Origin of the sequence: Nonomuraea sp. NPDC046570, from assembly GCF_040645915.1 — a bacterium.
GTDB lineage: Bacteria > Actinomycetota > Actinomycetes > Streptosporangiales > Streptosporangiaceae > Nonomuraea.
The window spans coordinates 290,358-309,783 of record NZ_JBEYZF010000004.1 but is presented as its reverse complement, the minus strand read 5'-3'; the positions used below and the strand labels follow the sequence as shown (position 1 = coordinate 309,783).

Annotated in this window: 16 protein-coding genes; 8 read left to right on the top strand and 8 right to left on the bottom strand. The window is 71.3% G+C overall.

All coding sequences use genetic code 11. From position 1 onward, the window contains the following. The 4 genes from ABZ911_RS09680 (at position 1) to glnII (ending at position 5,133) form a co-directional block, all read left to right on the top strand. The gene (locus tag ABZ911_RS09680) at positions 1 to 822 is read left to right on the top strand and encodes an energy-coupling factor transporter transmembrane component T (protein ID WP_358053839.1); all 822 of its coding nucleotides are present in this window, start codon (positions 1 to 3) and stop codon (positions 820 to 822) included. Further along, positions 819 to 2,081, top strand: coding sequence for an amidohydrolase family protein (locus tag ABZ911_RS09675; protein WP_358053837.1), 1,263 nt, complete (start codon positions 819 to 821; stop codon positions 2,079 to 2,081). The genes ABZ911_RS09680 and ABZ911_RS09675 overlap by 4 nt, the downstream gene beginning before the upstream one ends. Before the next feature lie 49 nt (positions 2,082 to 2,130). Then, positions 2,131 to 4,029: a nitrate- and nitrite sensing domain-containing protein gene (locus tag ABZ911_RS09670; RefSeq protein ID WP_358053835.1), complete on the top strand. Its 1,899-nt coding sequence runs from the start codon at positions 2,131 to 2,133 to the stop codon at positions 4,027 to 4,029. Between the two features lie 84 nt (positions 4,030 to 4,113). Beyond that, entirely contained in the window at positions 4,114 to 5,133 is a 1,020-nt protein-coding gene (gene glnII / locus ABZ911_RS09665; RefSeq protein ID WP_358053833.1) for a glutamine synthetase, read from the top strand. 4 nt (positions 5,134 to 5,137) lie between these two features. Here the strand turns inward: glnII and ABZ911_RS09660 are convergent, their stop codons facing one another. From ABZ911_RS09660 to ABZ911_RS09645, 4 genes are all read right to left on the bottom strand, one after another. Then, entirely contained in the window at positions 5,138 to 7,147 is a 2,010-nt protein-coding gene (locus ABZ911_RS09660; RefSeq protein WP_358053831.1) for a CehA/McbA family metallohydrolase, read from the bottom strand. 156 nt (positions 7,148 to 7,303) lie between these two features. After that, positions 7,304 to 8,839, bottom strand: a complete 1,536-nt coding sequence (locus ABZ911_RS09655) for an aldehyde dehydrogenase family protein (RefSeq protein WP_358053829.1) — start codon at positions 8,837 to 8,839, stop codon at positions 7,304 to 7,306. A gap of 95 nt (positions 8,840 to 8,934) precedes the next feature. Beyond that, positions 8,935 to 9,261: a hypothetical protein gene (locus ABZ911_RS09650; protein ID WP_358053827.1), complete on the bottom strand. Its 327-nt coding sequence runs from the start codon at positions 9,259 to 9,261 to the stop codon at positions 8,935 to 8,937. Positions 9,262 to 9,431: 170 nt separating this feature from the next. Next, the gene (locus ABZ911_RS09645) at positions 9,432 to 10,784 is read right to left on the bottom strand and encodes a hypothetical protein (RefSeq protein WP_358053825.1); all 1,353 of its coding nucleotides are present in this window, start codon (positions 10,782 to 10,784) and stop codon (positions 9,432 to 9,434) included. A gap of 663 nt (positions 10,785 to 11,447) precedes the next feature. Here ABZ911_RS09645 and ABZ911_RS09640 point away from each other — a divergent pair. Further along, a complete protein-coding gene (locus ABZ911_RS09640; RefSeq protein ID WP_358053823.1) occupies positions 11,448 to 11,576 on the top strand; it encodes a hypothetical protein in 129 nt (42 codons plus the stop codon). A 403-nt stretch (positions 11,577 to 11,979) separates the two neighbouring features. Here ABZ911_RS09640 and ABZ911_RS09635 read toward each other — a convergent pair whose 3' ends face one another. From ABZ911_RS09635 to ABZ911_RS09620, 4 genes are all read right to left on the bottom strand, one after another. After that, positions 11,980 to 12,519: a cupin domain-containing protein gene (locus tag ABZ911_RS09635; protein WP_358053821.1), complete on the bottom strand. Its 540-nt coding sequence runs from the start codon at positions 12,517 to 12,519 to the stop codon at positions 11,980 to 11,982. Between the two features lie 87 nt (positions 12,520 to 12,606). Continuing rightward, on the bottom strand, positions 12,607 to 13,416 hold the full coding sequence (locus ABZ911_RS09630; RefSeq protein WP_358053819.1) for a carbohydrate ABC transporter permease: 810 nt from the start codon (positions 13,414 to 13,416) through the stop codon (positions 12,607 to 12,609). Beyond that, positions 13,413 to 14,267, bottom strand: coding sequence for a sugar ABC transporter permease (locus tag ABZ911_RS09625; RefSeq protein ID WP_358053817.1), 855 nt, complete (start codon positions 14,265 to 14,267; stop codon positions 13,413 to 13,415). Before ABZ911_RS09625 ends, ABZ911_RS09630 begins: the two co-directional genes overlap by 4 nt. Then, positions 14,264 to 15,568, bottom strand: a complete 1,305-nt coding sequence (locus ABZ911_RS09620; RefSeq protein ID WP_358053815.1) for a sugar ABC transporter substrate-binding protein — start codon at positions 15,566 to 15,568, stop codon at positions 14,264 to 14,266. The genes ABZ911_RS09625 and ABZ911_RS09620 overlap by 4 nt, the downstream gene beginning before the upstream one ends. 127 nt (positions 15,569 to 15,695) lie before the next feature. Between ABZ911_RS09620 and ABZ911_RS09615 the strand changes: the two genes are divergently transcribed. From ABZ911_RS09615 to ABZ911_RS09605, 3 genes are read left to right on the top strand one after another with little or no spacing between them, the layout of a single operon-like run. Beyond that, entirely contained in the window at positions 15,696 to 17,021 is a 1,326-nt protein-coding gene (locus ABZ911_RS09615) for an SWIM zinc finger family protein (protein ID WP_358053813.1), read from the top strand. Continuing rightward, positions 17,018 to 18,364: a DUF5691 domain-containing protein gene (locus ABZ911_RS09610; RefSeq protein ID WP_358053811.1), complete on the top strand. Its 1,347-nt coding sequence runs from the start codon at positions 17,018 to 17,020 to the stop codon at positions 18,362 to 18,364. The genes ABZ911_RS09615 and ABZ911_RS09610 overlap by 4 nt, the downstream gene beginning before the upstream one ends. Beyond that, positions 18,361 to 19,425 carry an AAA family ATPase gene (locus tag ABZ911_RS09605; RefSeq protein WP_358053809.1) on the top strand — a complete coding sequence of 355 codons (1,065 nt, stop codon included), beginning with the start codon at positions 18,361 to 18,363 and terminating at the stop codon, positions 19,423 to 19,425. Before ABZ911_RS09610 ends, ABZ911_RS09605 begins: the two co-directional genes overlap by 4 nt. Position 19,426: the final 1 nt, after the last annotated feature.

Below are 19,426 nucleotides of genomic sequence, written 5' to 3'. Positions count from 1 at the left end.
GTGGACGTCACGCCACGTTATCTGGGCGGGGACTCCTTCCTCGGCCGCCGCGACCCGCGCGTGCTCCTGCTGGTCCCGGTGCTCTACCTCGTGGCCGTGGCGCGCATCGACGACGTGCGGATGATGCTGGGCTGCGCCCTGCTGGCCCTGACCTACTACCTGTCCGCGGGCATCCCGTGGCGGGAGGTCAGGGCCAACTGGGCGTTCGTGCTCACCCTCATGACGATCACGGTCGGGGTGAACAGCGTCTTCACCGACGCGCTGCAGATCGAGACCACCGCCGAGGCCCCGCCGCTGTTCGACATGCCGCTGACCGGCAACCCGGTGAGCGTGGCGACGCTGTCGTACTCGGGGACGCTGCTGCTCCGGTTCGTCTCCATGGCCATGATGGGGTTTCCGGTCGCCTTCTGCATCGCTCCAGGCGACCTCGGGATCACCTTCGCCCGGCTCGGCGTCTCCCAGCGGCTGGCCTACGGCGTGGACCTGACGTTCCGGTTCCTGCCGTCCACCGCGGCGAGCATGCAGGAGATCATCGACGCCCAGCGGGTGCGCGGCTACGACCATCCGCGCACCGGCAACCCGGTCCGGCGGCTGAAGTCGCTGAAACCCGTCGTGATCCCGCTGACGGTGAACTCGCTCATCGACGCCGAGGACACCTCCAACGCGATGGACCTGCGCGCCTTCGGCGCCAAGCACCGCACCTGGATGCGGGAGCTGGCCTTCGGCCGTACCGACTACCTGCTGCTCGCCGGATTCGCCGCGCTCGCCGCGGCCCTGGTCACCTACAAGATCCTGGGGGCCGACGTCGTATGGGTGCCGTGATCCACAGCGCGCCGTTGGTCCTGCCGATGTCCGGGCCGCCCGTCGCGGACGGGACGGTGACCGTCGCGGACGGGCGGATCGTGCGCGTCGGGCGGGGGAGGGGCGACGTCCACTGGGACGGAGTCCTGGTCGCCGGGCTGGTCAACGCGCACACCCACCTGCAGTACACCGGCATGGCCGAGGTGGGGCGGCGCGTCTACGACTCCTTCGAGGAGTGGTCGCACACCTTCGACCGCGCCTACTTCGGCGGCGGGCCGGGAAGCTGGGACCCGCTCACCCGCAAGGGCGTGTGGGACTGGGCGGCCGGCGCCAGGGAGGGGATCGCGCAGAGCCTCAGGTACGGCACGACCGCGGTCGCCGACATCGTCACCGACCTGGAGGCGCTGGTCGGCTCCCCCCTCGGCGGCGTCACCTACCTGGAGACCCTGGGCGACTCCGACCAGACCTGGCGGGAGGCGGGCCGCGCGCACTTCCTGCGCCTGCTGGAGGGCTTGGACGGGCGGACGGGCGTCTCCCCGCACGCCCCCTACACGCTCGACTCCGGCGTCATCGCCGACGTAGCCGCGCTCGCCCGCGACCGCGGCCGGCGCCTGCACGTCCACCTGGCCGAGTCCGCGAACGAGCGGGAGTACACCCTGCGCGGCACCGGGCCGCTGGCCGACCTGGCCAGGAGCTACGAGTTCGACTTCTCGATCCTGCGCGACGGCGGCACCGGGCTGGCCCCCGTCGCCTACCTCGACAGCCTGGGCGTGCTCGGCCCCGACTGCCACATCGCGCACGGCGTCGACCTCGGCCCCGAGGACCGCGCGCTGCTGCGCGCCAGGGGCACGGCCGTCGCCCTGTGCCCGCGCTCCAACCGCACGCTCGGCCTGCCGGGGCCCGGCGTCGCCGCGCTGCTGGCGGAGGGCAACCGGATCGCGGTGGGGACCGACTCGCTGTCCTCCTCGCCCTCGCTCGACCTGCTCGCCGACGTCGCCGCGCTGCGCGAGCTGGCGCTCGGCCAGGGCTACCAGGGGGCCGACCTGGACCGCAGGCTCGTCGAGGCGGCCACGCTCGGCGGCGCCGCCGCGCTCGGCCTGGACGGGGAGATCGGCTGCCTGCGGCCGGGGTCGCGGGCCGACTTCGCGGTGTTCGACCTCGAACCGGACGGGCGGGAGCCGTACCGGAGGCTGGTCGGGCAGGGGCCGGGGCGGTGTGTCGCGACGGTCATCGGCGGGGAGGTGGTCTGGGTGTTGGGCTCGGCGGTCGTGCAGTGCTAGCCTCCCCTTCCTTCGTCCTGATCCACCGACTAGAAGCGGGTCCGGTGTCATGGCCTCCCAGAGCTTGCGCTTCAAGCTGTACTCCCTGATCAGCCTGCCGATCGTGGCGCTGATCGCGCTGTGGACGTTCGTGACGGGCCACATCCTGGGGGACTTCTTCGATCTGCGCAGGGCCAGCACGGTCTACGAGCACATGGCCGTGCCCTCGGCCGAGCTGGTGCGGGAGATGCAGACCGAGCGCAGGGTGTCGGCGATCTACCTGAGCTCCGCGCCGCCGGAGCGGGAGCCGCTCAACACCGCCCGCCAGAACACCGACCGGGTCGCCGAGACGTTCCTGGCCACCGTCAACTCCGACATGGCCGCGACCGTGACCACCCCCGAGATACGCGAGGACATCGACGGCATCACCCTCGAACTGGGCAAGCTGGCCGGTCTGCGGGAGCGGGTGGACGGCGGCGGCATCAACCGGCTCGACGCGGTGCTCGCCTACGGCAAGATCACCGACGCCGTCTTCGGCCTGTACGACAAGCTCCCGACGGTCGCCGAGGTCGGGCTCTTCCAGCAGGCGATCGGCCTGCGGAACGTCGTCCACTCCCGGGACCTGCTGTCCAGGGTGGACGCCCTGGTGGCGGGCGCGACCATGGCGGGCAGGATGACCGGGGACGAGCACGAGACCATCGAGGAACTGGTGCCCAACCGGAAGCTGCTGATGAGCGACGGGATGACCACCCTCGACGGTGAGTTGCGCGCGCCGTACGGGCGGATGCTGTCCTCCGTCGACTACAAGAACCTGGTGGCGCTGGAGCACGAGATCGTCGAGGAGCGGGGGCTGCCCCGGGACCGGGAGAAGTGGGCGGCGGTCGCCGGGCGCATCGGCGCGACCCTGGACCAGCTGCTGGTCAGCAGGTCGGAGGTGCTCAACACGCGCGCCGAGGCGTCGGCCGGCGGCATCATCGCCACGATCGTCGTGGTCGGCGGCCTCGGGCTGGTGGCGATCCTGGTGGCCGTCATCTGGTCGGCGCGGCTCGGGCGCGGCCTGGCCGAGGAGCTGGCCGGGCTGCGGGTGGCCGCCACCGACCTCGCCGACGTACGGCTGCCGAGCGTGGTGGAGCGATTACGCCAGGGCGAGCGGGTGGACGTCGAGGTCGAGGCGCCGCCCATCGCCACCGAGGACGCCACCCAGGAGGTACGCGACCTCGGCCAGGCCTTCTCCAGCGTGCAGCGCACCGCCGTCCGGGCCGCCGTCGGGCAGGCCGAACTGCGCCAGGGCCTCAACCGGGTCTTCCGCAACCTGGCCAGGCGCAACCAGACCCTGGTCCACCGCCAGCTCGGCCACCTCAACGCCATGCAGCGCAGGACCGCCGAGCCCGAGGCGCTGGACGACCTGTTCAAGCTCGACCACCTCACCACCCGCATGCGCCGCCAGGCCGAGGGCCTGATCATCCTGTCGGGCGCCCCCGCCGGGCGGAGCTGGCCCCAGCCGGTGCCGATGCTCTCCGTGGTCCGCGGCGCGGTCGCCGAGGTGGAGTCCTACCAGCGCGTCGACATCCTGCCGATCCCCGAGGCCACCCTGTCCGGCAAGGCCGCCGCCGACGTCATCCACCTGCTGGCCGAGCTGGTGGAGAACGCCACCGGCTTCTCCCCGCCGAACACCCCGGTGACGGTCGGCGGCGAGGTGGTCGGGCGCGGGTTCGTGGTGGAGATCGAGGACCGGGGGCTGGGGCTGACCGACTCCGAACTGGCCGAGCTCAACCAGCGCCTGGCCCACCCGCCGGAGTTCGACCTCGCCGACAGCGACCGGCTCGGCCTGTTCGTGGTGGGGCGGCTGGCCGTACGGCACGGCATCAAGGTGACGCTGCGCCGCTCGCCGTACGGTGGGACGACGGCGGTGGTGCTCATCCCGCTCACGCTCATGACGAGTGACCTTGCTCACACGAGCACTGATTAACATGGCGTTCACATATGGGCAAAAACCGCGAAACGCCTACTTGGCAGTCTCGGCGTGGCTGAGAAACACCATGAAGGGATCGCAGTGAGCATCAAGGCTGAGTACATCTGGATCGACGGCACCGAGCCCACCGCACTCCTCCGCTCCAAGACGAGAATCCTTGCCGACGGCACCGAGCCGCCGCTCTGGGGTTTCGACGGCTCCAGCACGAACCAGGCCAAGGGGCACTCGTCGGACCGTGTGCTCAAGCCCGTTTTCACCTGTCCCGACCCGATTCGTGGTGGCGCTCACATCCTGGTGCTGTGCGAGGTCTTCGAGACCGACGGCGACCCGCACAAGAGCAACACCCGTGCGCCGCTCCGCGAGGTCGCCGAGCGTTTCGCCGACCAGGAGTCCTGGTTCGGCATCGAGCAGGAGTACACCTTCTTCAAGGGCAGCCGCCCGCTCGGCTTCCCCGAGGGCGGCTTCCCCGCCCCGCAGGGCCCGTACTACTGCGGTGTCGGCGCCGACGCGATATTCGGTCGTGACATCGTGGAGAAGCACCTCGACTACTGCCTCGCCGCCGGCCTGGAGATCTCCGGCATCAACGCCGAAGTGATGCCAGGACAGTGGGAGTTCCAGATCGGCCCGGCCAGCCCGCTGGACGTCTCCGACCACATGTGGATCGCCCGCTGGCTGCTCTACCGCACCGCCGAGGAGTTCGGCGTGGAGGCCACCCTCGACGCCAAGCCCGCCCGCGGCGACTGGAACGGCGCCGGCGCGCACACCAACTTCTCCACCAAGGCCATGCGCGAGGGCTACGACGCCATCATCACCGCCTGCGAGGCGCTGGGCGAGGGCGACAAGCCGATGGAGCACGTCAGCCACTACGGCGCGGGCATCGAGAGCCGGCTGACCGGCGCCCACGAGACCGCCCCGTGGAACAGGTACAGCTACGGCGTCTCCGACCGCGGCGCCTCCGTCCGCATCCCGTGGCAGGTCGAGGTGGACAAGAAGGGCTACATCGAGGACCGCCGCCCCAACGCCAACGTCGACCCGTACGTCGTCACCCGCCTGCTCGTCGACACCTGCTGCGCCGCCCTGGAGAAGGCCGGCCAGGTCTAGCCGCTCACGGCAGCCGCGAGAGGTAGACCCGGCGCGCCTCCTCGATCACCTCGAGGTAGTCGCCGAGCTGCCTCTCGCCGTCGAGCGTCGCCCCCTCCCGGACGAGCTGCTCCAGCAGGTCGATCCAGCGCAGGCAGAAGTTCACGTCGTCCTCGCGGGCGACCCGGCGATGCTCGACGTCCAGGTAGACCGGGCTGGTGTGCGCGTAGACGTGGCTGAACAGCGAGCGCGGATGCGCCCCGCCCTCGGCCACCGCCACCACGTACGTCGGCCGCCGCACGGTGAGCTCGGCGCTGACCCGCGCCCCGTCCACCGCGGCCAGCTCCCCGTCGGCGGTCAGCAACGACAGCCGCCGCACCTCGGGCCCGATCGCCCTGGCGCTGACCATCACCGTCTCGCCCGGCAGCAGGTCCAGCGTGTCACCCGGCCCGTGCCCCTCGACGGCCAGCTCCAGGAACGGTCCCGTGGTGGCGAACGTACGGCCCGCGCGCACCGCCTCGGCGTAACTCGCGGCGCTCAGCGCACCCCGCACCCGCGCGTACGTGCGCTCCCAGCCGACCGGGCTGGCCACCATCTCCATCCGGTGCCGGGTCAGCGTGAGCACCGAGTCGGTGCCCGCGACCGCCGCGATCCTGTTGCCCGCCCCGATCAGCCGCCGGTAGGCGTTCGCCGAACCGTGCGCGCAGGAGAAGTGCAGCAGCTCGAACCCGTCCACCAGGCCGAGCGCCGCGTCCACCACCGCCATCCTGGCCGTGCACCCCGGCGTGCCGACGAGCTGCTCCGGCGTCTCGGTGGCTCCCCGGAAGGCGTGCGCGTAGCCGACCAGCGCGCCCAGCTCGCGCAGCTCCCGGAGCGCCGCCGTGGTCGGCGGCCAGTCGGGCGCCCCCTGGAAACCCGTCGAGTACAGGCTCGGCGGGGCGCTCGGCGCGAACGCGTGCAGGTGCCCGAACAGGTCGTTGCGATGCTCGGCGCCCATCCTGGCCACATGCGTGGCGTCCGACCACGGCAGGTCCTGGCCCGCCCAGTGCTCCAGCGCCTCCCGGTCCAGCACCCGGCTGCCCGAGACGTTGGCCGCCAGCAGGCTCAGCACGTGCAGGTCCTCGCCGAACTGGGCGTCGGCCGCCCACTTGGGCGGGGCCACCAGGTCGCCGGTGGCGTTGAGGTGCACGTGCAGGTCGGCGCCGTACCAGCCCATCGCGGCGGCGTCGTAGATGCGCTTCGGGGCCAGCTCGACCAGGGTCTCGATGTACTCCGGCGGGGTGAGCGTGGTCTCGGCGATGCCGTACTCCATGCCCCTGGCCACCCTGATCGTCAGTGGTTCGGCCGGGACGTCCACCACCAGGTCGTCGCCGTGGAAGTACGGCAGGCCGTGGTAGTCGCGCCTGGCCGGGGCGCCCTCCGGGTACCAGCCCTGGCCGTCGGCGGTCCAGATGCTCCACCGGCAGGGAAAGCCCGCCCGCAGGCGTACCCTGGCCCGGCGCGCGTCGCGGGTGAAGCCGCGCAGGTCGATGGTGCGGCCGTCCACCTGGACCGGGGTCGCGGTGTCGAGGTCGATCAGCTTGGCGCCCCTGGCGCCGACCTCGTACGGCCTGGTGCCCGCCACCACGGTGACCGGCTGGTCGCAGGCGTTGTCGACCAGCAGCGCGCACGGCAGCGGCCGGCCCCCGAGGGTGACCTGCGTCTTGCTGCGCAGGTCGTGCCCGTCGGGGGTCAGCCGGAGCACGGCGAGACCGGCCGGCAGCTCCTTGCCGAGGGTGTTGCGCAGCACCTCGTCGTAGTCGAGCTCCCGCTCCACGATCTCCCGATCGGCGGCGTCCCCTCCAGGGGCGAGCTCCCTGGCCAGGAGCCTGGCCTCGCGCCAGAACGGCCCCACCTCCATGAACCGTGACGGGCTCATCACCCGCACGTAGGAGAGGGGCGGTTCGCCCCACGTCATGCCGTGCTCCGCCAGCAGCTCCCTGTAGTCCTCCAGCATCCGGGCGACCGGTTCCGGCAACATCGGATCGTGACTCATCGGCTTCTCCCCGTAATCGCAGGCGAGGTCATCGTGACACGACGCGCTCGCCGCACCTCCGGGGAAGGGAGCGGTTTTCCGGGAGTGGTGTGGGTTTTCTGCCACCGAGGAGAAGGGATGTCTGCATCAGGTGAACACAGGAGTCACCCTGCCCTGTCAGATTCGGAACTCCAGGTCAGGGGTAATGTCGGCTACGTCCATCTGGGCCTTCTGGAGTTTGCCGGAATGATCCCAGTTCATCGCCTGCCAGCGGGTGAACTGGTCGAGAACCCACATTCCTGACTGGCGGCTGCCGTTGCCGGACTTGCCGTTGCCGCCGAAGGGCAGGTGGGCCTCGGCGCCCGAGGTGGAGTTGTTGACGCTGACCATGCCGGCCGAGATGCCCTCGCGGAAGCGGAAGGCGGCCGACGGGTCGGTGGTGTAGATCGACGAGGACAGGCCGTAGCCGGGGAGGTTGGCCAGGTCGATCGCCTCGTCGAGGGTGCTGAACGTGGTGATCCCGACGAGCGGGCCGAACGTCTCCTCCAGGAAGACGCGGTCATCCCGCCGGACGCCGTCCACCACCACCGGGTGGTAGTAGAGACCGCCCTCGCCGGTGAACTCGTGGTGCGGAGCGTCCTTGGTGATCTTGCCGGTGCTTCCGGAGATCACCTGGTGGTGGGGCTGGATCCAGGTGAGGTACTCCTCGAAGCGGTCGGCGAACTTCTGGTCCAGCAGAGGCCCCGCCAGCACGTCCTGGGCGGGGTCGCCGATCTTGGCGTTCTGTACGGCCCTGGCGAAGCGCTCGGTGAACTCCTCGTGCACGCTCTCGTGGACGATGATCGTGCCCAGGCTCGTGCAGCGCTGGCCGGCCGTGCCGAAGCCGGAGAACAGCGCACCCTCCACCGCCAGGTCCAGGTCCGCGTCCGGCATGATCACCATCGGGTTCTTGCCGCCCAGCTCCAGGCAGGCCGACTGCAGGTGGCGGCCGGTCAGCTCGCCGATCTTCCGGCCCACCTCGCTCGACCCGGTGAACCCGACCTTCTGCACCGTGCCCTCGCCGAGCGCGGCCTCCAGGCCCGCGAACGTCTGCGCGCCGTCGGCGAACACGATGTTGAGCACGCCGTCGGGCAGGCCCGCGGCGGCGAAGAGCCGGTACAGCGCGTGCGCCGACGCGGCCGCGTACTCGGCGGGCTTCCACACCACCGCGTTGCCGCACAGCAGCGCCGGGACCAGGTACCACGAGGGGACCGCGACCGGGAAGTTCCCGGCGGTGATCACCGCGGCGACGCCGATCGGGTTCCTGAAGGTGAACAGGTTCTTGTCCGGCATCTCCGACGGCACCGTCTGGCCGTACAGCCTGCGGCCCTCGCCCAGGAAGAAGTCGCAGGTGTCGACGATCTCGCGGACCTCGCCCAGCGCCTCGGCGTACGGCTTGCCGATCTCCTCGGTCACCTGCCGCGCCAACTCCTCCGCGTTGGCCTCCACCAGCCGCCCGATCGAGGCCACCACCCGCCCCCGCACCGGCGCGGGCACCTTGGCCCACTCCCGCTGCGCCCCCTTGGCGGTACGGCACGCGTCGGCGAACACGGCCGCGTCGGCGAGCCCTACCCGGGCGACCACCTCGTGCGTTCTGGCGGGATTCGTCGAGTCGTAGGTGGCGGTGCTTGCGGCATCCTTACCGCCGACGACGGAGACAATCTTACGGATCACCGGTGACCTCCTCGTAGTTCCTCCGCACAGACAATCATCTCGCCGGAAATTCCGCGATGCCAAGTCCCCGCCACCTCGATCCCGCCGCTCGCGGATCAGGGTGTGTGCACCTTGAAGCTCGCGAACTCGTTCTCCACCGACCCGCCGGGGATGGCGGAGCCGTTCGGCCGGCCTTCGCAGTCGGGGAAGCTGTAGATGGAGACGGCCGCGTCGGAGTGGTTGACCAGATGCTGTCCCACCGCCACGTCGTACACGGTCACGCAGCCGGTCGGGGAGTGGTAGGTGCGGGCGCCCATCTCGGTGTACACCTGCACGGTGCCCTGGGCCGCCTGGGCGGGAGCGGGGATCCCGGCGGCCAGCGTCATCCCGGCAGCCGCCACCGCTGTCCGGTATATCCAGTTCTTCCAGTGTTGTGCTTGCATAGGAGGTCCTCTGCTTTCGATGGCGTCCGGTGGGCCGGTCTCGTGCGGTGAGAATTCTTACGGCCTCGCACGAATATCCGTTCGTTAATGTCGCCGGTACATATTGAATGGCATGGAAAGCGCGTGTGCCGGGCCTGGCAGGCCCGGCACGCGCGTCTTATGTCGACTTACTAGTTAGCCGGAATGATGAGCGCGAAGATGCTGCAGTTGCTCCAGCCCCAGCCATTCACGACATTGAGGTTGCCGCAGCCGCGGTTGCTGTTGTAGACGTCCTCGATGGTGTTGCCGGACCACTTGGACTTGATGTTCTTGCTCCAGTTGGCGCCCTCGAAGTCGACGGCCTCCTCGGCGTTGCCGCCGCCGATGATGCCCTCGCCACCCTCGGTGGCCTGACGCGCCTCGCCTGCCGCGACGGTCTCGCTGCCCTCGGCGGCCTCGCCCGCCGCAGCGCCTTCGCCTGCCGCGCCTTCGATGGTCCCGGTCAGCACAGAGCCCTCGCCAGCCTCAGCCTCAGCAGCCTCGCCTGCGGCAGCACCCTCAGCCGCAGCAGCCTCGCCGGCCGCAGCGCCTTCGCCGGCCTCGCTCGCGGCACCCTCGCCCGCCGCAGCGCCCTCGCCTGCCGCAGCACCCTCACTTGCGGTCGCGGTCTCGCTGGCCGGTGCAGCCTCGCTCGCGGTCGCGGTGTCGCTGACCATCGCGGTCTCGGCACCCTCGCCAGCCGTTGCGGTCTCGCCGGCCGTAGCGGTGTCGCTGGCGGTCGCGGTCTCGTTCGCCGTAGCAGTGTCGTTGGCCGTAGCAGTGTCGCTCGCGGTAGCAGTGTCGCTGGCCGTAGCGGTGTCGCTGGCGGTCGCGGTCTCGTTCGCCGTAGCAGTGTCGTTGGCCGTAGCGGTGTCGGTCGCGGTCGCGGTCTCGCCGCCCTCGCCGCCCTCGCCCGTCGCAACGGTCTCGCTGACCGCGGTCTTACCAGTGGCGGCGACCTTGCCGGTCTCGGCGGCCTCGCCCGCGGCGGCGGCCATGTCCGCCGCAGCGGCGTCGGTGGCGGCGGCGGCCTCCCCGGCGGCAGCAGCCTCGTCTGCGGCGGCGGCCTCCTCTGCGGCAGCAGCCTCGTCTGCGGCAGCAGCCTCGTCTGCAGCGGCGGCCTTGTCTGCGGCGGCGGCCTCACCGGCGGCGGCGGCCTTCTCTGCCGCAACGGCCTCGCCGACCGTGCCGGCCTCGTTGGCCTGGCCGACCGCGACGGTCTCGCTGCCCTCGCCCGCCGCAGCGGTCTCGGCGGCCTCGCCGCCCTCGCCGCCTTCGCCGGTGTTGGTCTGCTCCAGGGTGGGAATGGGGTTGTCCGCCGCGCTGTGCAGCCCGTCAGCCTGGGCGGGCGTCGCCAGCATGGTGAATCCCATTACGGCGACAACGACAGCACCGGCAGCGCTAAATTCCTTGATCACTTTGGCTCCTTCGCCAAATTGGCGTTTTTTATCTGTGGCCAAATGGGCGGCTCGCATCACTTGTCGTCCGATGCGGTAATCGACCATTTGATGACAGCGGATCTATAGCCGCGCGCACTCGGTCGATAACCGAGAGCTACCTAAAGCTTGCGCCTCCAGATTGCACATCCGGCGTGTCGCGCAACGGATTCCGCTGGAGCCGCAGAACGGGAGGATTTCGGGCATCCCTGGCCAACTCGGGCGAGGTGTGGGACTCCTTCGGGATCGTACGGTTTCGTCCGTCTTGACCTTCGGCCCGAGCCGGGGAACCGGTGCTGGCTCAGAGGTTGAGGAGGCGTCCGGCGCGCGCCGCGTCCGCCAAGGGCGGAGCACGAAAACCGGCTCTTTGAAGTTGGGTGGGATTGCGGCATCTGTGACTGTGTCGGTGTAGGCACCATGGGTCCCGTGCGGCGATAATCCGGCGCTCCAGGTTGGGCCGGCCCTGGGGCTTGGCCGCGACGCGCGGTCAGGGGCGGGAACCGTGTTCCGGGGTGGGTGGTCTGGCCTGTCGGGCCGGCATCGCAAGCGTCGGCTCCGCAGGTGGGCGCGTTGATGAGGAAGGCTGTCTTTCCGCTTGACGCTGCTTCCAACTGTTTGCTATCCGTAGTCGAGACATGACTGTGCGTAGTGTCTACTGTCTCTAGCGCCACTGGTCGCGAGCGAGCTGTGGGCCTAGCGTCGCGGGTGACGGAACGACTACACGGAGGAGTCATGGCCAAGAACGAAGACGGGCCGGAGCCCTGCGGCACCTGCCAGGGCGCCCAGGGTGAGTGGATGGCGAAGAACGGCCGGGAGGAATGGGTGTCCTGCACGGCATGCAATGGGACCGGCGCCAAGTGACCGATCCCCTCGCCTGTCCCGAATGTGACGGCAGTGGAGGGGACCGGGTCGGCCCGATGTTTCTCGCCTGCCGGTTCTGCGCGGGGCGGGGATGGGTCGGCGGTGCGTTCGAGCCGGCCGAGGGCGGTGCCGTACCTCCGGAGAGGCGGCCCGCGTGGGAGGACAAGATCTGGAACGATCCGGACATAGCCGCCGCGTTCAAGTGCCGGCTCTGCCTGGACAGCAAGCAGGTGTCCCACGTCGACGACGTCGCACGAACCCTGGTGACGCTCCCCTGCCTGTGCGTGGCGCCTCCGAGAGGCCCGGACCGAACGGCCTGACCGCAGGGGGCGGCCGGGTGAGGCCGTCCCCGCAGAGGGTGTGCGTTCCGCCGGAGAGGTGGTGCCGCTCGACGGGGCGGGTGTCAGGTCGCGGTGAAGTCGGCGAACTCGAAGCCGGGGGAGACGACGCAGCTCACCAGGACCTCCTCCGGGCCGGCGGGGCGGGCTGACTGCCAGACCCCGCCCGGGACGATCGCCTGCGGGACCTGACCCTCCTCCACCAGCGGCCCCAGGGTGACGATGGTGTCGCCGATCGTCAGGGACAGGGGGCCGCCCCGGTGCCACAGCCACACCTCGTCGGACAGGACCAGGTGCGGGACGGACTCCTCGCCCGGTCGCAGCAGGAAGTAGATGCCGGTCGCGGTGGCCCGGGGCCCGCTGTAGCCCGCCGGCTCGAAGGTGACGGCGGACTTCCAGGTCTGCCGGAACCAGCCGCCCTCGGGATGCGGGAGCAGGTCGAGGGCCTGCGCGATGGGCGGACGCTCGACGAACGCCACGGCGGCGCCGGTGACGTCGCGGCGCAGGAAGCGGGTGCCGTCGAGGACGAGCTGCCCTTCGAGGTCGCTGGCCAGGGCCTCGCGCTCGTCGGCGACCTCGTGGACCGGGCCGTCAGGATAGATCATGAGCTCCACCCGCCGATCCTACGGTCCGGAGCCCCGGATCTTCACGACCCCGGACGAGAGGACCGCACGCCCGCGCCGCGCGGCCCGTCAACCCTTCACGGCGCCGCCGAGCAGGCCCGCCACGAACTGGCGCTGGAACAGCAGGAAGATCAGCATTAGGGGGAGTGTCGCCAGGAACGCGCCCAGCATCAGGCCCGCGTAGTCGACGTGGGACAGGCCGATCAGGTGGTTCAGGGCCACGGGCACGGTGTACCGCTCGGCGGAGTTGAGCATCAGCAGCGGCCAGATGAAGGCGTTCCACTGGGACATGAAGGTGAAGATGACCAGCGCGCCGAGCTGGGGCCGTACGCACGGCAGCACGATCCGGTAGAAGATCCGCAGGTCGCCGGCGCCGTCCAGGCGGCCGCTCTCCAGCAGTTCGTCGGGGAAGCCCAGGAACGCCTGGCGCATCAGGAAGATGCCGAAGGAGTTGGCCAGGAACGGGATGATGATCGACTGGTAGGTGTCCACCCAGCCGACGCTGGCCATCATCTGGAACAGCGGCACCAGCAGCACCTGGAACGGGATCATCATGGTCGCCAGCACCACGCCGAGCAGCAGGCCCCGGCCTTTGAAGCGGTATTTCGCCAGGCCGTATCCGCACATGGCGGACACCAGGCCGGACAGCAGCGTGTACACCAGCGCGGTCCACAGGCTGGTGGCCATCACCCTGGCGAAGTGCACGCTCTCCTCCAGGGAGCGCAGGTTCGCCATGAGGTCGTCGCCGGGCAGGAACGGCGGCGGCGAGGCGAACAGCTCGCCGCCGTCGTGGGTGGCCGCGACGACCATCCAGTAGAACGGGATCACGCTGACCAGCGCGCCCGCCGCCGCCACCAGCCACACCAGGAGCCGCTTCACCTGTCCTCCTTGCCGAAGTAGCGGAACTGCAGCCATGACAGGCCGCCGATGAGCAGCACCACGACCCAGGCGATCGCCGCCGCGTAGCCGAAGTCGAACTGCTTGAAGCCCACCTGGTACAGGTAGAGGATCGGGGTGAGCGTCGCGTCGCCGGGGCCGCCGCCGGTCAGCACCATCGGCTCGTCGAACAGTTGCAGCGTGCCGATCGTCGAGGTGATCGAGCAGAACAGCACCACCGGCTTGAGCTGCGGCAGGATCACCGCCCGGAACGTGGTCAGCGGGCCCGCCCCGTCGATCGCGGCGGCTTCGTACTGCTCGCGGCCGATGGCCTGCAGCCCGGCCAGCAGGATGATCGCGTTGTAGCCCGCCCACCGCCAGGTGATCGAGGCGATCAGCGCCACCCGGGCCCAGAACGGGTCGTTGAGCCAGTCGACCTGCACGCCGAGGATCTGGTTGACCGCGCCGCCCTCGGTACGCAGCAGCACCCTGAACACCACCGCGTAGGCGACCAGCGTGGTCACGGCGGGCAGGAAGTAGGCCGCCCGCAGCGTCGCCCGGAAACGCAGCCAGGAGGTGTTGAGCACGTACGCCAGCACGGTCGCCAGGCCGATCATGAGCGGGACCTGGACGACGAGGATCAGCCCGGCGTTGGCGAGCGACCGCAGGAACGACGGGTCGCCCAGCATGCGGGAGTACTGCCCGAGCCCGGCCCAGGTGGTGACGCCGCGCTCGGTGCTCTGCAGGCTCTGCACCAGCGAGGCGGCCAGCGGGTAGGCGAAGAAGACCACCAGCAGCGCGGCGGCGGGCCCGGCGAACACCCAGGGGACGGTACGGCGCCGCCACGAGGTCACGAGACCACCTGGCGCTTGGTGGCCGCCGCGATCTGCCCGGCCGCCTCGTCGAGGGCCGCCTTGGGGTCCTCGTCGTTCAGCAGTGTCGCCGAGATCGCCTTCTTCAGGAACTCCTGCGCCTGCGTGTCGTCCCCCGTCAGCTCCACCGGCGGGATCTGCTTCACCTGGTCGGCGAAGAGCCGGTTGACCCGCTGCCCGCCGAAGTACGGCTGCGCCTCGTCGAAGAACGGGTCGGCCAGCGCGGGCAGGTAGGCGGGGAACAGCGCCTCGGTCCGCATCATCGACACCTGCCGCTCCTCGCTCGCCAGCAGCCACTCGACGAAGGCCCAGGCCGCGTCCTGGTTCCGGGTCTGCGCGGTGATCGCCAGCGCCGAACCGCCGTTCGCCGAGGTACGGCCGCCGCCCGCGTCGAAGGCCGGCAGCGGGATCACCCCGAACTTGCCCGACAGCTCGGCCATCTCCCCGGTCAGCGTGCCGCTCCACCAGGCGGCGGTCGGCTGGGTGGCCGCCTTGCCCTGCTTGGTGGCGGTGACCCGGCCGTCCCAGCCCTTCTCGTTCTGCAGCAGGTCCTTGTCCTTGAGCGTCTTGAGCAGGGTGAGCGCGCGGACGGCGGCGGGGGTGTTCACGGCGACCTTGCCGCCCTTGAAGTAGCCCTGGCCGAGCTGCTGGAGCAGCGTGGTGAAGCCGGCGGCGGTGGTCAGGTCGGAGACGAACAGCCGCTTGCCGGTGGCCTGCTTGATCTTCTCCCCGGCCTTGACCAGGTCGTCCCAGGTGGCGACGGACTCCGGGCGCACCCCGGCCCGCTCGAAGTAGTCGCGGCGGTAGTACAGGCCGACGGGCGCGGAGTCCCACGGCAGGGCGACCAGCGCGCCGCTGCCGGCGGCCGCGGCCCACTTGGCCGGGTCGAAGCCGGCCTTGTACTTGGCGGCGACGCCGGTCAGGTCCACCAGGCCGCCGGGGAAGTTCTCGGCGTAGCCGGGGATCGCGGTGTCCTCCAGGGTGATCACGTCGGGCAGGCCGGAGCCGGACTTCAGGCCGACGGTGATCTTGTCGTAGGCGTTGTCGTAGCCGATGTCCACGACCTTGACCCGGACGCCGGGGTGCGCCTTCTCGAACTCGGGCGCCAGGCGTTGCAGGGCCTTGGCGGCGACGTCCCACGACCAGATGGAGATCTCTCCGGTGAGCTGGGCGGGTGCGCTCCGCGCGAGCTTCGGGGCGGGCTGGGCGGGGGCGCCGCCGGTGGCGCAGGAGCTCACCGCCAGCGTGACGAGCAGTCCGGCGACGAGGGGGGTGGTCTTCACCTGGAGCTCCTATGTAAACGATGGTATGTCACGTGATGAATATTGAGTTTTGAATACAGTAGACGTGCGGCAACCGATGCGCCAGAGCGCTCACGAAATGTCGGTCAATGTGGCTAATGTGCGGCAGGTGATCGAACGGTGGAGCCGGGATCAGGTGCTCGGGCTGGCGCCCGACGGGCCGTCGGGAAAGGCGGCGCAGGGGGTGGCGGCGCCGGGCAGGTGGCAGGCACGAGGTGTGACGGAGGAGGTGCTCTGGGGGGAGTGCGCGGGGAGTGGGGCCAAGCCGTACCTGGCGTGTGTCGATCTGGGCGGGCCCGCGTACCGGTGCTCGTGCCCGAGCCGGAAGTTTCCCTGCAAGCACGCGCTCGGCCTGCTGCTGCTCTGGTCGGCCGACGACGTGCCCGACGAGGACGTGTTGCCCTCGTGGGCGGCCGAGTGGATCACCCGGCGCGCCGCGAGGGCGGAGGCGGCACAGGGGGAGCGTGAGGCGCTGCCCCGGGCTGAGGGGGCGCGGGATGACGCCGGTTCGTGTGGGAGCGCTCCGACCGGGGTGGCCGCCGTGGGAATCGGGGACGGACAGGCCGGGCGGCGGGCTCGGGTGGCGGCCGGGCTGGCGGAGCTGGAGCGATGGCTCGCCGACCAGGTCCGGCAGGGGCTGCCGGGGGCGGAGGAGCGGGACTGGGAGGAACTGGGCAGGCGGCTCGTCGACGCGCAGGCGCCCGGGGTGGCGGCGGCCGTGCGACGGCTCGGGCGGGTGCGGGCCGGAGGGGAGTGGGGGCGGCTGCTGGGGGAGTACGCGCTGATCAACCTGCTGGCCGTCGGGTTCAGGCGGCGGGACGAACTGCCCGCCGAGCTGGCCCGGACGGTCATGATGCGGGTGGGTTTCCCCGTCACACGGGGGGAGGTGCTGTCCGGGCCGGTGGTCCGCGACCTCTGGGACGTGCTCGGCCGGCGGGACGAGGAACAGGACAGGCTGGTGTCCAGGCGCGTATGGCTGCGAGGGCGCCGGACGGGCCGGGCAGCGCTGGTCCTGTCGTTCGCGCCCGTCGGCCAAGCACTCGACGCCTCCCTCGTCACCGGCACCGCCGTCAACGCCGACCTGGCCTTCTACCCGGGCGCCACCCCGCTGCGCGCCCTGGTCGCCACCCGCCACCCCCAACCCGGCACGGGCCACGGGACACCGCCGGGGGTGCCGGTCGAGGAGGCGCTGGCCGAGGTGGCCTCGGCGGTGGCGGGCGATCCGTGGACGGACTCGTGGCCCGTGGTGCTGGCCGGGGTGGTGCCCGCCGTCGACCGGCTGGGCGGGCTGCCCTGGCATCCGCGGGTCGCCACGCCGTGGCGGCTGCTCGCCGTCTCCGGCGGGCACCCGGTCACCGTGGCCGCCGAGTGGACGCCCCGCGGCCTGATCCCACTCACCACCTGGTACGACGACGGACAGGCGGTACTGCTGTGAACGACGCGTGGGACGAGCTGGTCTCGGCGGCGCTGATGGGCACGCACCGCAGGCCGTACCAGGGGGAGTTGCTGGAGAGCGCCGCCGTGCACGTGGTGCGGCGGCGCGCGGGGCGCCTGGTTTCCGAGGCGGAGGCGGCGGGAGGTGCCGCGGCGGGGGAGGAGGCCGAGGCGGTGTCCAGGGCCGCCGGGGAGCGGCTGGCGCGGATTCTCGGCGGCGAGCAGCCGCGGCTGCTGCCCGAGTGGCTGCAGGCCGCCGCGAAGACCGGTCGCAGGGTGCCGCCGCACCTGGTGCCCGACCTGCTCGACCAAGGCGCCCGCGACCGCTCGATCAGGGCCCACCTGGGCGTGCTGGCCGGCCACCGGGGGCGCTGGCTGGCCGGGCTCAACCCCGGCTGGGCGTACCTGCTGGCGGAGCCCACCGGGGAGACCTGGGAGCTGGGCAGCGCGGGCGACCGGCGCGCCTACCTGCGCGAGCTGCGCGCCGCCGACCCGGCGAAGGCGCGCGGACTGCTGGAGGGCGGCTGGGAGAAGGAGACGCCCGACGACCGGGCGGAGTTCCTCGCGCTGCTGGCCGAGGGCCTGTCCATGGACGACGAGCCGTTCCTGGAGGCCGCCCTCGACGACCGCAGACGCGAGGTGCGCCAGCACGCCGCCGACCTGCTCACCAGGCTCCCCGACTCCCGCCTGTCGCACCGGATGGCCGAACGCGCCGCCGCCTGCCTCACCGTGCGCGCCAGGACGATCATCGCCGAACCGCCCCGCGCGTGCGACAAGGAGATGGAGCGCGACGGCGTCAGGGCCAAGCCGCCGCGCGGCACCGGCGAGCGCGCCTGGTGGCTGCAGCAGATCGTCGCCCGTACGCCGCTGGCCTTCTGGGGCGGCCCGGCCGAGCGGCTGGTCAGGAAGCGGATCTCCGACTGGGACCGCGAGGTGAAGGCCGGATGGGTGCGCGCGGCCGTCCTGCAGGGCGATCCCGGCTGGGCCAGGGCGCTGTTCGCCTGGGACCCGCTGGCCGACCTGCTGGCCGCGCTGCCGCCCGCCGAGCAGGAGGCCGTCGCGGCCGACTTCGTGAAGCGGCACGGCGTCGACGGGCAGTTGATCATGGTGCTGGGCGGGGTGTCGGTGCCGTGGGGGGCCGACCTGGCGCTGGCCGTACTCAAGAAGATCCTCAAGGTGGCGGGCAGCCAGCCGTGGAACCTCGGCGAGCTGACCAGGATCGCCGGCGAGTGCATCGACCCGGCGCTGCACGCCATGGCCGCGGCGCTCTCGCCCGAGCCGCCGGTCCAGGAGGTCGCCGCCCTCCTCCGATTCCGTTCCGACATGCTGAAGGAGCTCGCATGACCGTGCTGCGCGCGCACGCCGAGGATCACTACGCCGAGGAGCTGGAACTCCTGGCCAAGGACGACGACCGGGTGCGCCCGCCAGGCTGGAAACTGTCGCCGTGGGCGGTGACCACCTACATCCTGGGCGACGGCGAGCGCGTCAGCCCCAAGTACGTCGGGGCGCGGCGCATCGTCGAGGTGGCGGTCGCGACCCTGGCCACCGACCGGGCGCTGCTGCTGCTCGGCGTGCCCGGCACGGCCAAGACATGGCTGTCGGAGCACCTCGCGGCGGCCATCAGCGGCGACTCCACCCTGCTCGTGCAGGGCACCGCCGGCACCGCCGAGGAGGCCGTCCGCTACGGCTGGAACTACGCCAGGCTGCTGGCCGAGGGTCCCTCGCGCGAGGCGCTCACCCCGAGCCCGGTGATGCGGGCGATGGCCGAGGGGCGGGTGGCCAGGATCGAGGAGCTGACCCGGATGCCCTCCGACGTGCAGGACGCGCTCATCACCGTGCTGTCGGAGAAGACGCTGCCGATCCCCGAACTGAACCAGGAGGTGCAGGCCCGGCGCGGGTTCAACGTGATCGCCACCGCCAACGACCGCGACCGCGGCGTGAACGAGCTGTCCTCCGCGCTGCGCCGCCGCTTCAACACCGTCGTGCTGCCGGTCCCGGCCACCGCCGAGGAGGAGGTGGACATCGTCGCACGCCGGGTCGGCCAGCTCGGCCGCTCCCTGGAACTGCCCGAGACCACCACAGGCCTGGCCGAGATCCGCCGCGTCGTCACCGTCTTCCGCGAACTGCGCGACGGCGTCACCGAGGACGGGCGGACCAAGGTGAAGTCGCCCAGCGGCACGCTGTCCACCGCCGAGGCGATCTCGGTGCTGACCAACGGCATCGCGCTGGCCGCCCACTTCGGCGACGGCGTGCTGCGGCCCGCGGACGTCGCGGCGGGCATCGTCGGCGCGGTCGTGCAGGAGCCGGTGTCGGACCGGGTGGTGTGGCGGGAGTACCTGGAGACGGTGGTCCGCGAGCGCGCCGACTGGCGGGACTTCTACCGCGCCTGCCGCGAGGTCTCCTGAG